The following is a 16,028-nucleotide window of genomic DNA, read 5'->3' on the forward strand; positions in this document are numbered from 1 at the left end:
CCTCCCATAATGGTTTGCGGGCCGCGAGCAGCGCGGAGCCCGACTGACTACAGTGGTGTAGACGGTCTACAGAACTGTAGACGAAAGATCGAGGAGGATCGTTCCCATGGCGGTCGTTGACGGGTCCGGCCACTTCGGCGGCCGCGCGGGCGGCGACGCGCGGCGCCCCGCCGGCGAGCTGGAAGCGGGCGTGCTCGCGGCGCTGTGGGCCGCCGAGGGACCGCTGACGCCCGGCGAGGTCCAGGGCGCGCTCGGCGGCAGCCTGGCCCGCACCACGGTGACGACGATCCTCACCCGGCTGTACGAGAAGGGCGCCGTCACCCGCGGCCGCTCCGGCCGGGGCTTCGCCTACACCCCCACCGAGGACTCCCCGGGCCTCACGGCCCGCCGGATGCACACCGAACTCGCCAAGGAGGAGGACCGCTCCACGGTCCTCGCCCGCTTCGTCTCCCAGCTGAGCGACGAGGACGAGCAACTGCTGCGGACGCTGCTCGAAGGGGAGGCGGGGGCGTCGGGGGAGGCGATATCCGGGGGCGGGGCCGCCTCTGGCCACGACCGGTTCGGTTCGGCGCACGACCGGGCTCCCTCCGCGCACGACCGAGCCCCCTCGGGCCACGGCCGGACCACCCTGGGCCGTGAGTCCGCCGGAGGTGACCGGGGATGATCTTCGCGGTGTGGATTCCGCTGCTCGTGCCCTTCCTCGCCGTCCCGGCCGCGCGCAGGCTCGCCGAGGCGCTGCCGCCCAGGCCCGCCGCCTGGCTGCTCGCCGTCGCCTCCACCGGCCTCGCCCTCTGCTCGGCGGCCGCCCTCGGACTGCTCGCCCTCGCGGGCGCCCTGCGGCTCCCGTTCGTCGCCGCCCTCGGCCATCTGGTGAGCCCGCTCGACGAGGTGCCCGGCGCGCTCGCCCTGCCCGCCGCCTGCGCGGCCACCGCCCTGCTCGCCCTCTGCGGCCTCGCCCTGATCCGCACCGCCCGCCGCCAGCTCGGCGAGGTGCGCGCCGCCCGCCGTAGCCTCGCGCCCGCCACCGGTGAGCTCGCGGTGGTGCGCGACCCCTCCCCGTACGCCTACGCGCTGCCCGGCCGCCCCGACCGCATCGTCGTCACCACCGGCATGCTCCGCGCCCTCGAACCGGCCGAGCGTGAAGCCCTGTTCGCCCACGAGCGCGCCCATCTGCGCGGCCGCCACCACCTCTTCCTCGCGGCGGCCGAACTCGCCGCCCATCTGCACCCCTCGCTCCGCTCGCTGCGCGCCCCGCTCGAATACGCCCTGGAGCGCTGCGCCGACGAGGCCGCCGCCCGGGCCGTGGGCGACCGCCGGCTCGCCGCCCGCGCCATCGGCCGGGCCGCCCTCGCCGGCCGTGCGGGCGCCCCGGCGGTGCCGCGCGCGGCTCTCGCCGTTGCGGCGGGACCCGTGCCGCGCAGGGTCGCCGCGCTCCTGGACCGCCGCCCAGCCGCCCCGTTCCGCTCGCGCGGCGCCCGGCTGGTGGCGGCCGCGCTGCTCGCCTGCCTCTGCGCCTCCGCCGTCTCGGCGGTCGAGGCCGCCGCCGATCTGCACGGCGGCATCGAGACGGCCCAGGGCGAGGACTGACCTTTCCGAGTAGGCGGGGCACCCCAACGGCCCAGCAACGCTGAGGCCCGGCGCCCGCCGCACCGGAGAGTGGATCCCGTACGCCCGTGACGGCGTGCCACGTCACGAACGGCCAGCGCGGGAGGCAGCCATGACATGCATCAACCGACGGGACCTGGGACTCCTCGTCCTGCGGGTGGGCACCGGCGCCGTCCTCGCGGCGCACGGCACCCAGAAGCTCTTCGGCTGGTTCGGCGGCGGCGGGATCGAGGCCACGGCCGCCGGGATGGAGCACATGGGCTTCCGCCCGGGCAAGCAGAGCGCGGTGGCCGCCGGGCTCGGCGAGGCGGGCGGGGGCGCGCTCCTGGCCCTGGGCCTGGCCACCCCGGCCGCCGGGGCCGCGGCGGCCGGAGCCATGGCGGGCGCGGTCGCCGTGCACGCCCCCGCCGGGTTCTTCGCCCAGGGCGGCGGCTTCGAGTACCCGGCGTTCCTCGGCTTCACGGCCGCCGCGATCGGCGTCGCCGGAGCCGGGCGCTACTCCCTCGACCACGCCTCCGGCCACGTCCTGGACCGGCCGTGGACGGTCGCCCTGGCGTTCCTCGGCAGCGCGGCGGCGGCCGCCCTGGTCGTCGGCCGACGCGCGCAGGACCAGGGCGACGGCGACCCCGAGGCCGAGCGGGCGGAGGCCGACGCGTCACCGGAGGCCGGGACGTCCGCGTGACCCACGGCCCACGGCGGAGCCGGGCATTCAACTCGCGCGGCCGTTGAGATCGAGACGCAGGCCACAGGCCCGGGCGGCGGACCAGGGCCGTACGCTGTCGTCGACGGCGCGTACCCCGACCGGGGGCGCGACCCTTTGTACGGCAGGGAGTGACGCAGTGCTGCGCACCATGTTCAAGTCCAAGATCCACCGAGCCACCGTGACCCAGGCCGACCTCCACTACGTGGGGTCCGTGACGGTCGACGCCGAGCTGATGGAAGCCGCCGATCTGCTGCCCGGCGAGCTCGTCCACATCGTCGACATCGACAACGGCGCCCGCCTGGAGACCTACGTCATCGAGGGCGAGCGGGGCTCCGGCGTCATCGGCATCAACGGCGCCGCCGCCCACCTCGTCCACCCCGGCGACCTGGTGATCCTCATCAGCTACGCCCAGGTCGACGACGCCGAGGCGCGCACCCTGCGCCCCAGCGTCGTCCACGTCGACGCGGAGAACCGCATCGTCGAACTCGGCGCGGACGCCTCCGCCCCGGTGCCCGGCACCGACCAGCGCCGCGGCCCGCACGCCGTCGCCTCCGTCCCCGCCCCTTCCAGCCCCGTCGCCGTTCCCCAGCACTGATCCGGGAGAAACGTATGCTCGCGCTGCTCCACACCTCGATGGTGCACGTGCCGGTCTTCAATGCCCTGCGCGACGAGAACCACCCCGGCCTCGAACTGCGCCACCTGGTGTACGAGGAACTGCTCGGCCGCGCCCGCGGGCTCGGCCCCGCCGCTGCCGCCGAGGCCACCAAGACGGTCATCTCCGAGATCACCGAGGAGGGCGCGACGGCGGTGCTCTGCACCTGCTCGACGATCGGCGCCGTCGCGGAGGCCGTCGGGGCCGAACTCGGCGTGCCCGTGCTGCGGGTGGACCGCCCGATGGCCGCTGCGGCGGTCGCGTACGGCTCCCGGATCACGGTCCTCGCCGCCCTGGAGTCCACCCTGCGCCCGACCTCGGAGCTGCTCCACGAGGAGGCGGACGCTGCGGGCCGCGAGGTCGAGCTGCGGCCGGTCCTGGTGCCCGACGCCTGGCGCCGCTTCGAGAAGGGCGACCTGGAGGGCTACGCGTGGGCGGTGGCCGAGGCCATCGAGGAGGTCGAGGACGCGGACGTCATCGTCCTGGCCCAGGCCTCCATGACACCCGGAGCGCAGCTCGTCCCGTCGAAGATCCCGGTGCTCTCCAGCCCGCGCCTGGGCCTGGAGGCGGCGGCGAAGCTGGTGTGAACGCGCGCGGTCCGGGGTAGCCCGCCCCCGGACCGCGCTCCTCGCTCAGCCCGCCTCGACCTCCGTGCGGTCCCCGCCCCACAGCGTGTGGAACGAGCCCTCGCGGTCCACCCGGCGATAGGTGTGCGCCCCGAAGAAGTCCCGCTGCCCCTGGGTGAGCGCCGCCGGCAGCCGCTCGGCCCGCAGCGCGTCGTAGTACGCGAGCGCCGCCGAGAAGCCCGGCACCGGCACGCCCTGGCGGGTCGCCGCCACGACCACCGCGCGCCAGTCCTCCTGCGCCGCCCCGATCTCCTCGCCGAACCGCTTGTCCGAGAGCAGGCTCACCAGCTCGGGCTCGGCGTCGTACGCGGCCCGGATCCGGTCCAGGAACGCCGCCCGGATGATGCACCCGGCCCGCCAGATCGCGGCCACCGAGCCAAGGTCCACGCCCCACTCGTACTGCTCGCTGCCCGCCCGGATCTGGTGGAAGCCCTGGGTGTACGACACGATCTTCGACGCGTACAGCGCCTGCTCCACCTGGGCGGCGAACGCCTCGGCCGCCTTCTCGTCGAGCGGCTCGGGCACGGGGCCCGCGAGCGCGCCGGACGCCTCGCGCAGGTCGGCGTGGCCGGAGAGGGAGCGCGCGAACACCGCCTCGGCGATGCCGGAGACCGGCACCCCCAGGTCGAGGGCGATCTGCACGGTCCAGCGGCCCGTGCCCTTCTGCTCGGCCCGGTCCTGCACGACGTCGACGAACGGCTTCCCGGTCGCCGCGTCCTCGTGGGCGAGCACCTCCGCCGTGATCTCGATCAGATACGAGTCGAGGCGGCCCGTGTTCCAGCCCCGGAACGTCTCCGCGATCTTGGCGGGGGAGTACCCGGCGACCGTGCGCAGCAGGTGGTAGGCCTCGGCGATCAGCTGCATGTCGGCGTACTCGATGCCGTTGTGCACCATCTTCACGAAGTGACCGGCCCCGTCCGGGCCGACGTGCGTCACGCACGGGGTGCCGTCCGGCGCCTTCGCCGCGATCTTCTCAAGGAGCGGGCCCAGCGACTCGTACGACTCGGCCGAGCCGCCCGGCATGATGCTCGGGCCGTGCAGCGCGCCCTCCTCGCCGCCCGAGACGCCCGCGCCCACGAAGTGGATGCCGCGCTCGCGCAGCTCGCGCTCGCGCCGCCGGGTGTCCTCGAAGTGGGCGTTGCCGCCGTCGATGATGACGTCGCCCTCTTCGAGCAGCGGCGCGAACTCCTCGATCACCGCGTCCGTCGGCTCGCCCGCCTTCACCATGACGACCAGCCTGCGCGGCCGCTCAAGGGCGGCTACGAACTCCTCGGGCGTCTCGGCGGGCACGAACCGCCCCTCCTCGCCGAACTCCTCGACCAGCGCCCGGGTCTTGGCCGCCGTCCGGTTGTGCACCGCCACCGTGAGGCCGTTGCGAGCGAAGTTGCGGGCGAGGTTGCGCCCCATGACGGCGAGTCCGGTCACGCCGATCTGGGCTGTTCCACTCATGGCTGTGCTCCTGAATCATCGGGTGCGCTGCTCGATCAACCCTACGGAAGACTCCAAGCCGCGCGACTCGGCCGGCATTCCCCTCGAAGCGTGGGTACGCACTCTTGTCACGGTCCGTTCAGAGCCCCTAGTTTGGCGGCTCCCGATGCGTTCGAGGGGGACCCATGTCCGTACGCGGGCGGCACCGCCGGTATCAGCCGAGCCGTATCAACCGGGCCTCGCTGACAGTGACGGCGGGCGGGGCGGGCATGGCCCTGCCTCTGATCGGCGCGGGCGCCGCGCACGCCGCGTCGCTGGACGTCTGGGACAAGGTCGCGGCCTGCGAGTCCACCGACAACTGGAAGATCAACACCGGCAACGGCTACTACGGCGGGCTCCAGTTCAGCCAGTCGACCTGGGTGGCCTACGGCGGACGGCAGTACGCGCCGCGCGCCGACCTGGCCTCCAGGAGCGAGCAGATAGCCGTCGCCGAGAAGGTGCTGGACGCCCAGGGCCCGGGCGCCTGGCCGGTCTGCTCGGGCGAGGCGGGGCTGACCCGGGGCGCCGCGCACACCGCGCACACCACCCCGGCGGCGCAGCAGCACCACGCGCGCGTGGCGAAGAAGGCGCCGCCGCAGGCGAGCCCCACCAAGGTCCCCGGCAAGCGCGAGGGCTACACCGTCATCCCCGGCGACTCCCTCTCCCGCATCGCGCACACCGAGCACGTCAAGGGCGGCTGGCAGGCGCTGTACACCGTCAACCGCAAGGTCGTCGGCCCCGACCCCGATCTGATCCTGCCCGGCCAGCGGCTGGCCCTGCCGGACACGGCGACGCCGCCGAAGGCGCACCCGAAGCCGAAGCCCCAGCAGAAGCAGCCGACCAAGCCGCAGCAGAAGCACCCCGCCAAGCCGCAGCCCAAGAAGCCCGCCGCCCCGCACCAGCAGGCGCCGACGCCGGTCGTCCACAAGAGCGCCGGGTTCAGCGCTCCCGTCGACGCCGGCCCCAGCACCCCGTACCACAAGGCCGGTTCGTCCTGGGCGAGCGGCTACCACACGGGCGTCGACTTCCCCGTCTCCACCGGGACCTCGGTACGGGCCGTGGCCACCGGCAAGGTCGTCGAGGCGGGCTGGGGCGGCAGCTACGGCTACCAGGTGGTGATCCGGCACGCCGACGGCAAGTACAGCCAGTACGGCCATCTCTCGGCGGTGAACGTACGGGCCGGACAGCAGGTCAACTCCGGCCAGCGCATCGGCCGTTCCGGCTCCACCGGCAACGCCACCGGGCCGCATCTGCACTTCGAGATCCGCACCGGGCCCGCTTACGGGTCGGACATCGACCCGCTGGCCTACCTCAGGGCGGGCGGCGTCAGCCTCTGATCGGACCCGGTGCTCTTGCTCTCGGCGCTCGGACCGGGCGCCGGGATGCCCGGCAGCGTCTTGTGCTCGGTGCGTGAGCGGCGGGAGGCGGCGCCGAGCCGCTCGGTGGTGAGCAGGATCAGCCCGCCCGCCGCCACGATGCCGCTGGCGAGGGCGAAGACCAGCCCGGCCGTCCCGTACCGGAACTCCTCGCCGAACATGGTGAGCCCGACGGTCGCCGCGACCACCGGGTTGACGACGGTGACGGTCGCCAGCGGCGCCGCGAGCCCGGCGCCCCGGTAGGAGGCCTGGGAGAGCAGCAGACCGGCGGCGGCGAGCACCGCTATGGCCAGCAGGCTGGGCACCTCGCTGAGCTGGAGGCCCGCGTCCCAGTCCTCGGCCACCAGCTTGGTGAAGACCGACGCCATGCCGAAGGAGACACCGGCCGCGGCGGCGAGCAGCACGCTGCGCACCACCGGCCCGTGCACCACGCGCGAGGCGAGGAAGAGCACCGCCATCCCGCCGAAGGTGGCCGCCGCCAGCAGCAGGCGCTGGCCGCCGCCGACCGAGTCGGCGTCCGCGTCGGTGGTGAGGGCGAGCAGCCCGGCGAGGCCGACCGTCGCCATGACCGCGCCGCGCCAGGCCGCCGCGCCCGCCTTGCGGCGGACGAAGACGGCGGCCATCGGCAGCGCGAAGACTATGGTCAGCGCGCCCAGCGGCTGCACCAGGGTGAGCGGCCCGCAGGCGAGTGCCACCACGTGCAGGAGGGCGCCGAGACCGTTGAGTGCCACGGAGACCCACCAGGCGCCTTGGCGGAGGTAGGTGCTGTCGGGGGTGGCCGCGGCCACGCGCTCCTGGACGATCGCCGCGGCCGCGTAGGCGACGGCGGAGACCAGGGAGAGCAGCACGGACAGGGCAAGGGCACTCATGCATCCACGATCTCTCGCGAATCGCCTTCCGTCGTCGTCCTTGAGACCGCATTGACACGTACTGCCATAGGAGTAGGCGCCTACTCCAGAAGTCGTCCATACATCGGACATTCGGTACAACTGCTGGTGAGGGTGGGTGTGTTTGGATCATTTCGGCCAGATGACCCCCTAGGGATGTCCGGTAGTAGTCGTACGTAAGTTCGATCGAAAATCTGTAAGAATCACGGCCATCCTGGCGCGGACACGCCAGGTCTTTCCGTGGGCGGCGCCTGCGGACGCAAACAAAGCGGACGGGAACAAAGGGGACGCGTGGTGGATCTGGCGGCGGTGGCGTCGGTGGGCGGGTTCTTCGCGCTGCGCACCGGACCGGCCGACGGCGCGCACCTTCCGCTGGCGCGGCTGTACGCGGGCGAGGGCGCGCCGCTCACGGCCCGGATCGACACCGTCGCGGCCGCCCTGCGCGCGCCCGAGCGCCGGACCGCCGCCTCCATCGCCCACCTGGGACTCGTCGCCCGGCTCTGGTCGATCGCCCTCGGGTCCGCCGTGCTCCACGGCGAGCTGCCCGACCTCGACCCGAAGGCCCTGTCCTGGGACGGCGGCCGCGGCGCCCCCGACGACCTGCTGCTCGACGCGGTCCGGCCGCTGCCCGGCACCGCCGAGCGGATCCGCGAGAGCGTCCAGTACGGCCACCTCGTCCCGCTCGCCGAGGCCTTCCGCCGCGACACCCCGGTCTCGCCCGGCCTGCTGTGGGGCAACGCGGGCTCCGCGCTCGCCGGGGCCGTCCGCGAGCTGCACCGCTGGGCGCGGCGCGAGGGCCGCCCGGACGCCGCCCGGCGGGCCCTTGAGCTCGGCGCCGAGCTCTTCGCCCACCCCGACCTCGCGGGCACCGGCACCCTGCTCCCCGGCCCGGCCTTCCGGCGCCGCAGCTGCTGCCTCTACTACCGCTGCCCGGGCGCCGGCCTGTGCGGCGACTGCGCCTTCGATCGGCCACCCGTACGCGCCTGACCGGCGGCCGGAGGGCTCGCGGTTTGGTGTGCGGCGTCCTCGCTCCGTACCATTCCGCTTTTGGGAACTTTCACGCGCGGGCGAGACCGCACGCATGACCGAGGAACGGCGACGGCGATGACGGTGACAGAGGACATCCAGGACCAGGGGTACGGTCCCGGCATCGGCCAGGAGCCCGGCGAACCCGAGATCGAGTACGGCCCCGGCATCGACCCGGAGCGGCTCGCCGTCTGCCTCAGCGTGCTCGACGAGCTCGACACCATCGAGGTCGACCACCCGGACGCGATCGCCGTGCGCCGCGCCACCGCCGCCATCTACCGGACCGTGAAGCAGCGCCGCCGTCAGGAGCGCCGGGCCGCCAAGACCGCCCACGACCGGGCCGTCACCCATGCCACCGCCACCGGCTCCGCCGAGCGCATCGACGACGAGACCGAGGGCATCCTGCCGTCGTCCGCGACCCCCACCGGAGAGATCGCGGGGATACTCCAGCGCCCGCGCTCCTGCTACATCTGCAAGACGCGGTACGTCGAGGTCGACTACTTCTACCACCAGCTCTGCCAGAAGTGCGCCGCCGAGAACCGCATGCGCCGGGACGCCCGCACCGACCTGACCGGCAAGCGCGCGCTGCTCACCGGCGGCCGGGCGAAGATCGGCATGTACATCGCGCTGCGGCTGCTGCGCGACGGCGCCCACACCACGATCACCACGCGCTTCCCCAAGGACGCCATCCGCCGGTTCAAGGCGATGGAGGACTCGGCGGACTGGATGCACCGCCTGGAGGTCGTCGGCATCGACCTGCGCGACCCGGCGCAGGCGGTCGCGCTCGCGGAGCAGACCGCCGAGCAGGGCCCGCTGGACATCCTGATCAACAACGCCACCCAGACCGTGCGCCGGCTGCCCTCCGCCTACGCCGCCCTGGTCGACGGCGAGGGCGCCCCGCTGCCCGCCGGCGAACTGCCCGCCCACCACGTCATCGGCGCCTTCAACTCCGGCGCGGTCGACGGGCTCGCCGCGCTGCCGCTCGGCACCTCCGGCCTCGACGCCCAGCGGGTCGCCGACCTCGCGCTGGTCGCGGGCAACGCCAGCATCGCCCGGCACCACGACGGCACCGCCATCGACGCGGGCGGGCTGCTCCCGGACGTCGTCGACACCAACACCTGGGTCCAGTCCATCGACCAGATCTCCCCGGTCGAGCTGCTGGAAACCCAGCTGTGCAACTACACGGCGCCGTTCATCCTGATCAGCATGCTCCGCCCGGTGATGGCCGAGGCCGCCCGCAAGGCGCCCAACGGCCGTGCGTACGTGGTGAACGTCTCGGCGATGGAGGGCGTCTTCAGCCGCGGCTACAAGGGCGCCGGACACCCCAACACCAACGCCGCCAAGGCCGCCATGAACATGGTCACCCGGACCAGTGGCCAGGAGATGTTCGAGACCGACAAGATCCTGATGACCTCCGTCGACACCGGCTGGATCACCGACGAGCGCCCGCACCACGACAAGCTGCGGCTCGCCGAGGAGGGCTTCCACGCCCCGCTCGACCTGGTCGACGGCGCCGCGCGCGTCTACGACCCGATCGTGCGCGGCGAGGCGGGCGAGGACCTGCACAGCGTCTTCCTGAAGGACTACGCGCCCGGGAACTGGTAGGCCCCACCGGACACGCGAAAGTGGCCGGGCTCCCTCGGGGGAGTCCGGCCACCGGCGTGTCCGCCCGGGTCAGGCGTCGTACCGCCCCCGTGCCGCGCGGCCACCAGCTCCAGGACCGGCCGCCAGTCCTCCATCACACCCACGTCCAGGCCGACGACCTTCCCGGCGTCGTCGGCCTGGCGCAGGGTGAGCGCCGCCTCGGCCTCCGGGTCGAGCGCGAAGGCGTCCGCCTCCTCGGGCGTCATCACCCCGCCCTGCGCCCGCAGGGTCAGCTCGCTCTGCGGCGACAGCGTCCGGTCGGGCTCGACCGCCGCGAGGTAGCGCTTGGCCGGAACGTGCAGCCGTACGAGCCGGGCGACCCGCGCCCCGAGCAGCGGGCGCACCGCGTCCGCCGCGCGGTCCGCGTGCCCGGCGTCGTCACCCGGACGGAGCAGATGCCCCAGATCGTGGACGAGCCCCGCGATCTGGAGCTCCTTGTCACTCGGATGGGTGCGCCGCAGCAGATGGGCGGTCTGCAGGGCGTGGTCGTGCAGATCGACCGGATCGCCGCTGCGGTCCGGTGTGTCCCAGGCGTCCCGGCAGGCGTGCAGCAGGTCCATCAGTTCCGCGACGGACCGAGGCCGGCTCGGCAGGTCCATGTGAACTCCTCCCCGGGTGGCGACCGACGCCGGTCAGCAGATCATGGCCGGATGAACGCCGTGATGAACTCCGTGTTGAACGGGCGGCGAAGGAAAGTTGACGCAAAGGAAGTGGCCCCATCGAGCGGGGGTCCGCTCATTTGGTTACTCTGACCCCGACGGAAGCCATCAAAGGATCCACCAGTCCTCGATGCCCGTTCCGGGACCGGCCTGCAACCTGGCCGTGCTTCCGACAGAGTGCCGGCGCCACCGCGTCAGAACTGCCCCTGCCCCCTGCCCCCTTGGGCGGCCGGCGACCGGGAAGAGACCGGAGTCGCCAGTACGCCCAGGGTTACGCGACACAGAGGAGTGCGCGGTGACACCAGAGATGACAGAACGCGAACAGCGGACACCGGAACGCGGCGACCGGCCGGGCCGGCCCGAAAAGCTCCGCAACCTCGAAGTCTGGGCCCGTTCGGCCCCGATCCGGCTGGCCGGGTACGAGGACGACCTGGCCGAGCCGCACATTCTGCCTGGCATTGACTGAGCGGGTCCGTGTGACGTGTGCCCCCTGTTCCGGCAGGGGGCACACGTCGTTCCGGCGCGCCGCGAGTGGTGCGGCCCGGCCACACGTATGCCGGTCGTCCGCTTGCGGGACCGGCCGACATCCGGCAGACAATAAGGGATAACTCGGGGCAAAAGGTGGGAGATTTGCGTGCGCCCGATCCCGCGCCGGTTCACCCTGGCGGCAGCCGTCATGTCCATCGGAGTGCTCGTCGCGGCCTGTGGCAGCGACAGCGGCGGCAACAGCGCCTCCGATCAGAAGGAGCTGTTCCTGCAGCCCGTCGCGGCGTCCGGCCCCGACCCCTTCACGGAGTCGACGGCCAAGGCCGCCAAGCCGCTCACGCCCTCCCAGCCGCCGCCGAACGCCCCCAGCAGCCCCACGGCGACCGTGCAGGCCATCCGTGCCGTCTCGGGCTCCACTCCCGGCCTCTACGGCGGCACCCAGTCGGTGGCCAGCTGCGACGTGGAGCAGCAGATCCGCTTCCTCAACGCCGACCGGGTCAAGGCGCGCGCGTTCTCGGAGACCGCCGGGATCAACCCCGACGACCTCCCGTCGTTCCTGCGCGGGCTGACCCCCGTGGTGCTGCGGGCCGACACCCGGGTCACCAACCACGGCTTCAAGGACGGCCACGCCACGGCCTTCCAGTCCGTGCTCCAGGCCGGCACCGCCGTCATGGTCGACGACCACGGCACCCCGCGCGTGCGCTGCGCCTGCGGCAACCCGCTCAAGCCCCCCGTCGCCACCCGGGGCGCCGCCTCGCGCGGCCAGTCCTGGCCCGGCTACCAGCCGCAGCGGACCGTCGTCATCAACCGCACCACCACGGTCATCAACAGCCTGATCATCGTGAACGTCATCAACAACACCTGGATCGAGCGGCCCACCGGCGACCACGGCATGCACGACCGCGAGCGCCCCGACATCCAGATCGACCCGACCGCGCCGGTGGTCACCGACTCGCCGTCCACGTCGGTGAGTCCGGACCAGTCCAGCCCCGCCGTCTCGCCGAGCGAGTCCACGCCGTCCACGTCCAGCACCTCCCCGAGCGGCACCAACTGCCCGAGCACGACCCCGACGGTCACCGTGACGCAGTCGCCCCCGTCGGTGCCGCCGGGCGGCACCACGCCGAGCGCGCCCACCACCTCGGGCTGCCCGACGGCCACCGTCACCGTCAGTCCCAAGCTGACGTCGAAGCCGCCGTCGCTCCCGGTCACGCCGAGCCAGCAGATCGTGCCGACCCCGTCCACCGAGCTGCCCACCCTGCCGTCCGAGCCGCCGCCGGTCTTCCCGCCCGAGTCGTCGGGCGGCCAGTTGCCGTCCGGCACCTCCGACTTCGACACCGAGCCGCCGCTGGACGCCAGACTCTCCTGACGGACGCCCCCGATCGGACCGAGGATCGGAGTGACGATGGACGACTGGCCCGCGCCCCCGAGTCTCGGCCTCGCCCTCAACCGCATGGGCACCTTCGACTGGGACCTCATCAGCGGGCAGCTGCACATGGACCGCTCCGCGCTGGCCGTCTTCGACATGGCGCCCGAGGAGTACGACGGCCGGCCCGAGACCCTGGGCAGCCGGGTGACCCCGGCCGAGGGGACCCGGCTCGACGCCCTGGTCTCCCAGGCGCTGAAGAACGGCAGCGTCCACTACGGCGCCTACTTCCGCGTCCGGCTGCGCGACGGCTCCGCGCGCTGGACGCACACCCAGGGGTACGTGGAACGGGACGCCACCGGCCGTCCGCAGCGCATCATCGGCGTGGTCCGGGACGCCACCCAGGAGCTCACCGAGTACTCCGACCGCCCCGCCGCCGACGACGAGGACCAGCGCCGCAGTACGAGCGTGGTGGACAGCACCACGGCCGCCCTGGCGCACGCCCGTACCGTCCAGGACGTCATCGACGTGCTCAAGGGCTCGCACGGCCTGGAACACCTGGGCGCCACCAGCCTGGTGATGGGGCTCCTCGAAGCGGGCCGGATCCATCTGGTGGCCGAGGGCCCCGAGGGCAGCTTCGTGCCCGGTACCCGCTGGACCCGGGTCGACGAGCAGTACCCGATGAGCGAGGTCGTCCGCACGCTCGCGCCCCGGTTCATCCAGACCGCCGACGACTTCGCCCGCTCCTACCCCCGCCTGTGGCCGCACATCAGCGGCCTCGGCATCACCGCCGCCGCCTATCTCCCGCTGATCGCCCAGGCCCGCCCGATCGGCGCCCTCGGCCTGCTCTACAGCGACAAGACCGGGTTCACCGCCGACGAGCGCAACCTTCTGGTGGCGCTGGGCAGTTCCATCGCCCAGAGCCTCCAGCGGGCCGTGCTCTACGAGCAGGAGCACGACCTCGCCGAGGGGCTCCAGCAGGCCATGCTGCCGCGCCGCATCCCCGAGGTGCCCGGCGCCCAGATCGCGGTGCGCTACCGCTCGGCCCGGCTCGGCCGGGACATCGGTGGCGACTGGTACGACGTCATCCCGCTGCCCGGCGGCCGCGTCGGCGCGGTCATCGGCGACGTCCAGGGCCACGACACGCACGCCGCCGCCGTCATGGGCCAGCTGCGGATCGTGCTGCGCGCCTACGCCGCCGAGGGGCACACCCCGGCCACCGTGATGGCCCGCGCCTCGGTGTTCCTGCACGAGTTGGACACCGACCGCTTCGCCACCTGCACCTACGCCGAGGCCGACCTGTCGACCGGGGTCGTCCAGCTGGTGCGGGCCGGACACGTCGACCCGCTGCTGCGGTACTCCGACGGCAGCTGTCGCAGACTGCCGGTCGAGGGCGGCCTCCCGCTGGGCCTGTCCGCCGAGTTCGGGCGGCTCGAATACCCGGTCACCACCGTCGAGCTGGACCCCGGCCAGACCCTGCTGCTCTACACCGACGGCCTGGTCGAGCAGCCAGGCGCCGACCTCGACGACGGGATGCAGCTGCTCGCCGCGCTCGTACGGTCGGGGCCCGGCGACCTCCAGGAACTCGCCGACCGGCTGTGCGACGTGGTCGACGACCGGGCGGGCGACGACGACGTGGCGCTGCTGCTCCTGCGCCGGCGCGCCCTGGAGGCCCCGCAGAGCGGCGGCCGGCTCCAGCAGCACGTGGCGCAGAACGACCCGGAGGCGCTGAGCTCCTCGCGCCATATGATCCGGGCCGCCGTGCGGGCGTGGGGCGCCCGGGAGCGGGCCGACGAGATCGAGCTCGCCGCCGACGAGCTGATCACCAACGCGCTGATGCACACCGACGGCGGCGCCATCGTGACCGTACGGGTGCTCGCCGGGCCCGAGCGGCGGATGCGCGTCGAGGTCGAGGACCGCTCCAGCGCCCTGCCGCGCCGCCGCGAGGCGGGTGACTCCGGGGTGTCGGGGCGCGGCCTGATGCTGGTGGACCGGCTCGCGGACGTGTGGGGCGTGGAGTCGAGGGGCAGCGGCAAATGCGTGTGGTGCGAGTTCATCGTCCCCGAGCGCGCTACTTGACAGTAACTATCCGTAATCTGATCCTACTTGACCGTAACCGAACGTTGACGCTTGACTGCTGAACTCGTGCGGTCGGCGGTGTCGCCGGCTGCCCGCCCGCGACTGACACGAGGCCCCCTTGAGCAGTGAGCTTCTGGCCCCTCTCGACCTGGCGTTCTGGCACCTCGAATCGGCCGAGCACCCGATGCACCTGGGGGCGCTCGCGGTCTTCGACGCCCGCCCGGGCTGCGACGGCGAGCGGATCGCGGACCTGCTCGCCGAACGGGCCGCCGCGGTGCGGCGCCTGCGGATGCGGGTGCGCGGCGTCTGGCTGCCGGTCGGCGGCGCCGCCTGGGTCGCGCACCAGGAGTTCGACGTACGCCGCCATGTCGGCCTGGTCCGGCTGCCCGGCGACGACTTCGCCGCCGAGGCCGCCCGCGTGGCCGCCGAGCTGATGGAGAGCCCCCTCGAACGCGGTCTGCCGCCCTGGCGGATGTACGTCCTGACCGGCCGCGACGACGGGCGTACGGGAGCGCCCTTCGCGGTCCTGGTCAAGCTGCACCACGCCCTGGCCGACGGGATGCGGGCTGTCGCCATCGGCGCGGGCATCCTCGACCAGGCGGCCGAACCGCGCACCCGGCGCGGCCGCCCCGCGCCCCCGAAGTCGTGGCTGCCGGGCCCGCGCGAGGTCGCCGGGTTCGCCCGCGAGCGGGTCGGGGAGGTGGCCAGGGCGGTCGGCATCGGCGCCTCCGTCGTCCGGGCCGGCCGCCTCGAACTCGGCACCGCCTCCGCGCTCGCCGCCGACTCCAGCGGCACCCGGCGCCTGGCCACGGCCGTGCTCGACGAGGACGAGGTAAGGCGCGTGCGCAGGGTGAGCGGCGGCACCGCCAACGACGTGCTGCTCGCGGTGGTCGCGGGCGGGCTGCGGCGCTGGCTGCTGGAGCGCGGCTCCCCGGTCCCGGACGCGCGGCCCCGCGCCCTCGTCCCGGTCTCGCGGCGCCGCCCGGGCACCCCGCCCGGCTCCGGCAACAAGCTCTCCGCGTACCTCCTGGGGCTCCCGGTCGACGAGCCGGACCCGGCGGCCCGGCTCGCCGCGGTCCGTACCGCCATGGAGCGGAACAAGGCCGCCGGGCCCGGGCGCGGTGCCGGGGCGGTCGCGCTGCTCGCGGACCGACTGCCGCCGCTGGCCCACCGGTTCGGGGCGCCGCTGGCGGGCGGCGCGGCCCGCATCCTCTTCGACGTGCTGGTCACCAGCGTGCCGCTGCCCCGCACCGGGCTGAGCCTGGGCGGCTGCCCGCTGCGGGAGATCTACCCGATGGCGCCGCTGGCGCGCGGCCAGTCCCTCGCGGTCGCCCTGTCCACGTACGGCGGCCGTATCCACGTGGGCCTGGTCGCCGACGGCAAGGCCGTCCCGGACGTCGACTGGCTGGCGCGGGCGCTGGGCGAGGAGCTCGCGGAGCTGGTTAACCTGTGAGG

14 protein-coding genes and 1 pseudogene are annotated in these 16,028 nt (G+C 73.8%); 12 read left to right on the plus strand and 3 right to left on the minus strand.

The genetic code is table 11. The annotated features are described in order from the left end of the window. Positions 1 to 106: 106 nt before the first annotated feature. From IE252_RS00315 to IE252_RS00335, 5 genes and pseudogenes are all read left to right on the plus strand, one after another. Positions 107 to 502 (plus strand): annotated as a pseudogene (locus tag IE252_RS00315) (BlaI/MecI/CopY family transcriptional regulator); the annotation flags it as partial. 158 nt (positions 503 to 660) lie between these two features. After that, the gene (locus tag IE252_RS00320; RefSeq protein ID WP_190087167.1) at positions 661 to 1,587 is read left to right on the plus strand and encodes a M56 family metallopeptidase; all 927 of its coding nucleotides are present in this window, start codon (positions 661 to 663) and stop codon (positions 1,585 to 1,587) included. Positions 1,588 to 1,717: 130 nt separating this feature from the next. After that, positions 1,718 to 2,287 (plus strand): DoxX family membrane protein, encoded by a 570-nt coding sequence (locus tag IE252_RS00325; protein WP_190087168.1) that lies wholly within the window; start codon positions 1,718 to 1,720, stop codon positions 2,285 to 2,287. A 157-nt stretch (positions 2,288 to 2,444) separates the two neighbouring features. Then, positions 2,445 to 2,903 (plus strand): aspartate 1-decarboxylase, encoded by a 459-nt coding sequence (gene panD, locus IE252_RS00330; protein WP_190087169.1) that lies wholly within the window; start codon positions 2,445 to 2,447, stop codon positions 2,901 to 2,903. Positions 2,904 to 2,917: 14 nt separating this feature from the next. After that, positions 2,918 to 3,547 (plus strand): aspartate/glutamate racemase family protein, encoded by a 630-nt coding sequence (locus tag IE252_RS00335; protein WP_190087170.1) that lies wholly within the window; start codon positions 2,918 to 2,920, stop codon positions 3,545 to 3,547. Between the two features lie 45 nt (positions 3,548 to 3,592). On the opposite strand, the gene gnd is transcribed toward IE252_RS00335, so the two are convergent. After that, a complete protein-coding gene (gene gnd / locus IE252_RS00340; protein WP_190087171.1) occupies positions 3,593 to 5,035 on the minus strand; it encodes an NADP-dependent phosphogluconate dehydrogenase in 1,443 nt (480 codons plus the stop codon). A gap of 164 nt (positions 5,036 to 5,199) precedes the next feature. Between gnd and IE252_RS00345 the strand changes: the two genes are divergently transcribed. Beyond that, complete coding sequence (locus IE252_RS00345) at positions 5,200 to 6,390, plus strand: transglycosylase family protein (protein ID WP_190087172.1); 1,191 nt, start codon at positions 5,200 to 5,202, stop codon at positions 6,388 to 6,390. On the opposite strand, the gene IE252_RS00350 is transcribed toward IE252_RS00345, so the two are convergent. After that, positions 6,360 to 7,298: a DMT family transporter gene (locus IE252_RS00350; RefSeq protein WP_190087173.1), complete on the minus strand. Its 939-nt coding sequence runs from the start codon at positions 7,296 to 7,298 to the stop codon at positions 6,360 to 6,362. The two genes, IE252_RS00345 and IE252_RS00350, sit on opposite strands and share 31 nt — an antisense overlap. 312 nt (positions 7,299 to 7,610) lie before the next feature. Between IE252_RS00350 and IE252_RS00355 the strand changes: the two genes are divergently transcribed. Together IE252_RS00355 and IE252_RS00360 are read left to right on the plus strand one after the other, a co-directional pair. Then, positions 7,611 to 8,303, plus strand: coding sequence for a (2Fe-2S)-binding protein (locus IE252_RS00355; RefSeq protein ID WP_190087789.1), 693 nt, complete (start codon positions 7,611 to 7,613; stop codon positions 8,301 to 8,303). Between the two features lie 117 nt (positions 8,304 to 8,420). After that, positions 8,421 to 9,947: an SDR family NAD(P)-dependent oxidoreductase gene (locus IE252_RS00360; RefSeq protein WP_190087174.1), complete on the plus strand. Its 1,527-nt coding sequence runs from the start codon at positions 8,421 to 8,423 to the stop codon at positions 9,945 to 9,947. Here the strand turns inward: IE252_RS00360 and IE252_RS00365 are convergent. Further along, positions 9,926 to 10,585, minus strand: coding sequence for an inositol oxygenase family protein (locus IE252_RS00365; protein WP_190087175.1), 660 nt, complete (start codon positions 10,583 to 10,585; stop codon positions 9,926 to 9,928). The two genes, IE252_RS00360 and IE252_RS00365, sit on opposite strands and share 22 nt — an antisense overlap. A 367-nt stretch (positions 10,586 to 10,952) precedes the next feature. Between IE252_RS00365 and IE252_RS00370 the strand changes: the two genes are divergently transcribed. From IE252_RS00370 to IE252_RS00385, 4 genes are all read left to right on the plus strand, one after another. Continuing rightward, positions 10,953 to 11,111 carry a hypothetical protein gene (locus IE252_RS00370; protein ID WP_190087176.1) on the plus strand — a complete coding sequence of 53 codons (159 nt, stop codon included), beginning with the start codon at positions 10,953 to 10,955 and terminating at the stop codon, positions 11,109 to 11,111. Between the two features lie 168 nt (positions 11,112 to 11,279). Beyond that, the gene (locus IE252_RS00375) at positions 11,280 to 12,497 is read left to right on the plus strand and encodes a DUF6777 domain-containing protein (protein WP_229847774.1); all 1,218 of its coding nucleotides are present in this window, start codon (positions 11,280 to 11,282) and stop codon (positions 12,495 to 12,497) included. A 36-nt stretch (positions 12,498 to 12,533) separates the two neighbouring features. After that, positions 12,534 to 14,573: a SpoIIE family protein phosphatase gene (locus IE252_RS00380; protein WP_190087177.1), complete on the plus strand. Its 2,040-nt coding sequence runs from the start codon at positions 12,534 to 12,536 to the stop codon at positions 14,571 to 14,573. Between the two features lie 118 nt (positions 14,574 to 14,691). Then, on the plus strand, positions 14,692 to 16,026 hold the full coding sequence (locus tag IE252_RS00385) for a wax ester/triacylglycerol synthase family O-acyltransferase (protein ID WP_190087178.1): 1,335 nt from the start codon (positions 14,692 to 14,694) through the stop codon (positions 16,024 to 16,026). Positions 16,027 to 16,028 lie beyond the last annotated feature (2 nt).

The organism is Streptomyces melanogenes (genome assembly GCF_014649795.1).
In the GTDB taxonomy this organism is placed as follows: Bacteria; Actinomycetota; Actinomycetes; order Streptomycetales; family Streptomycetaceae; genus Streptomyces; species Streptomyces noboritoensis.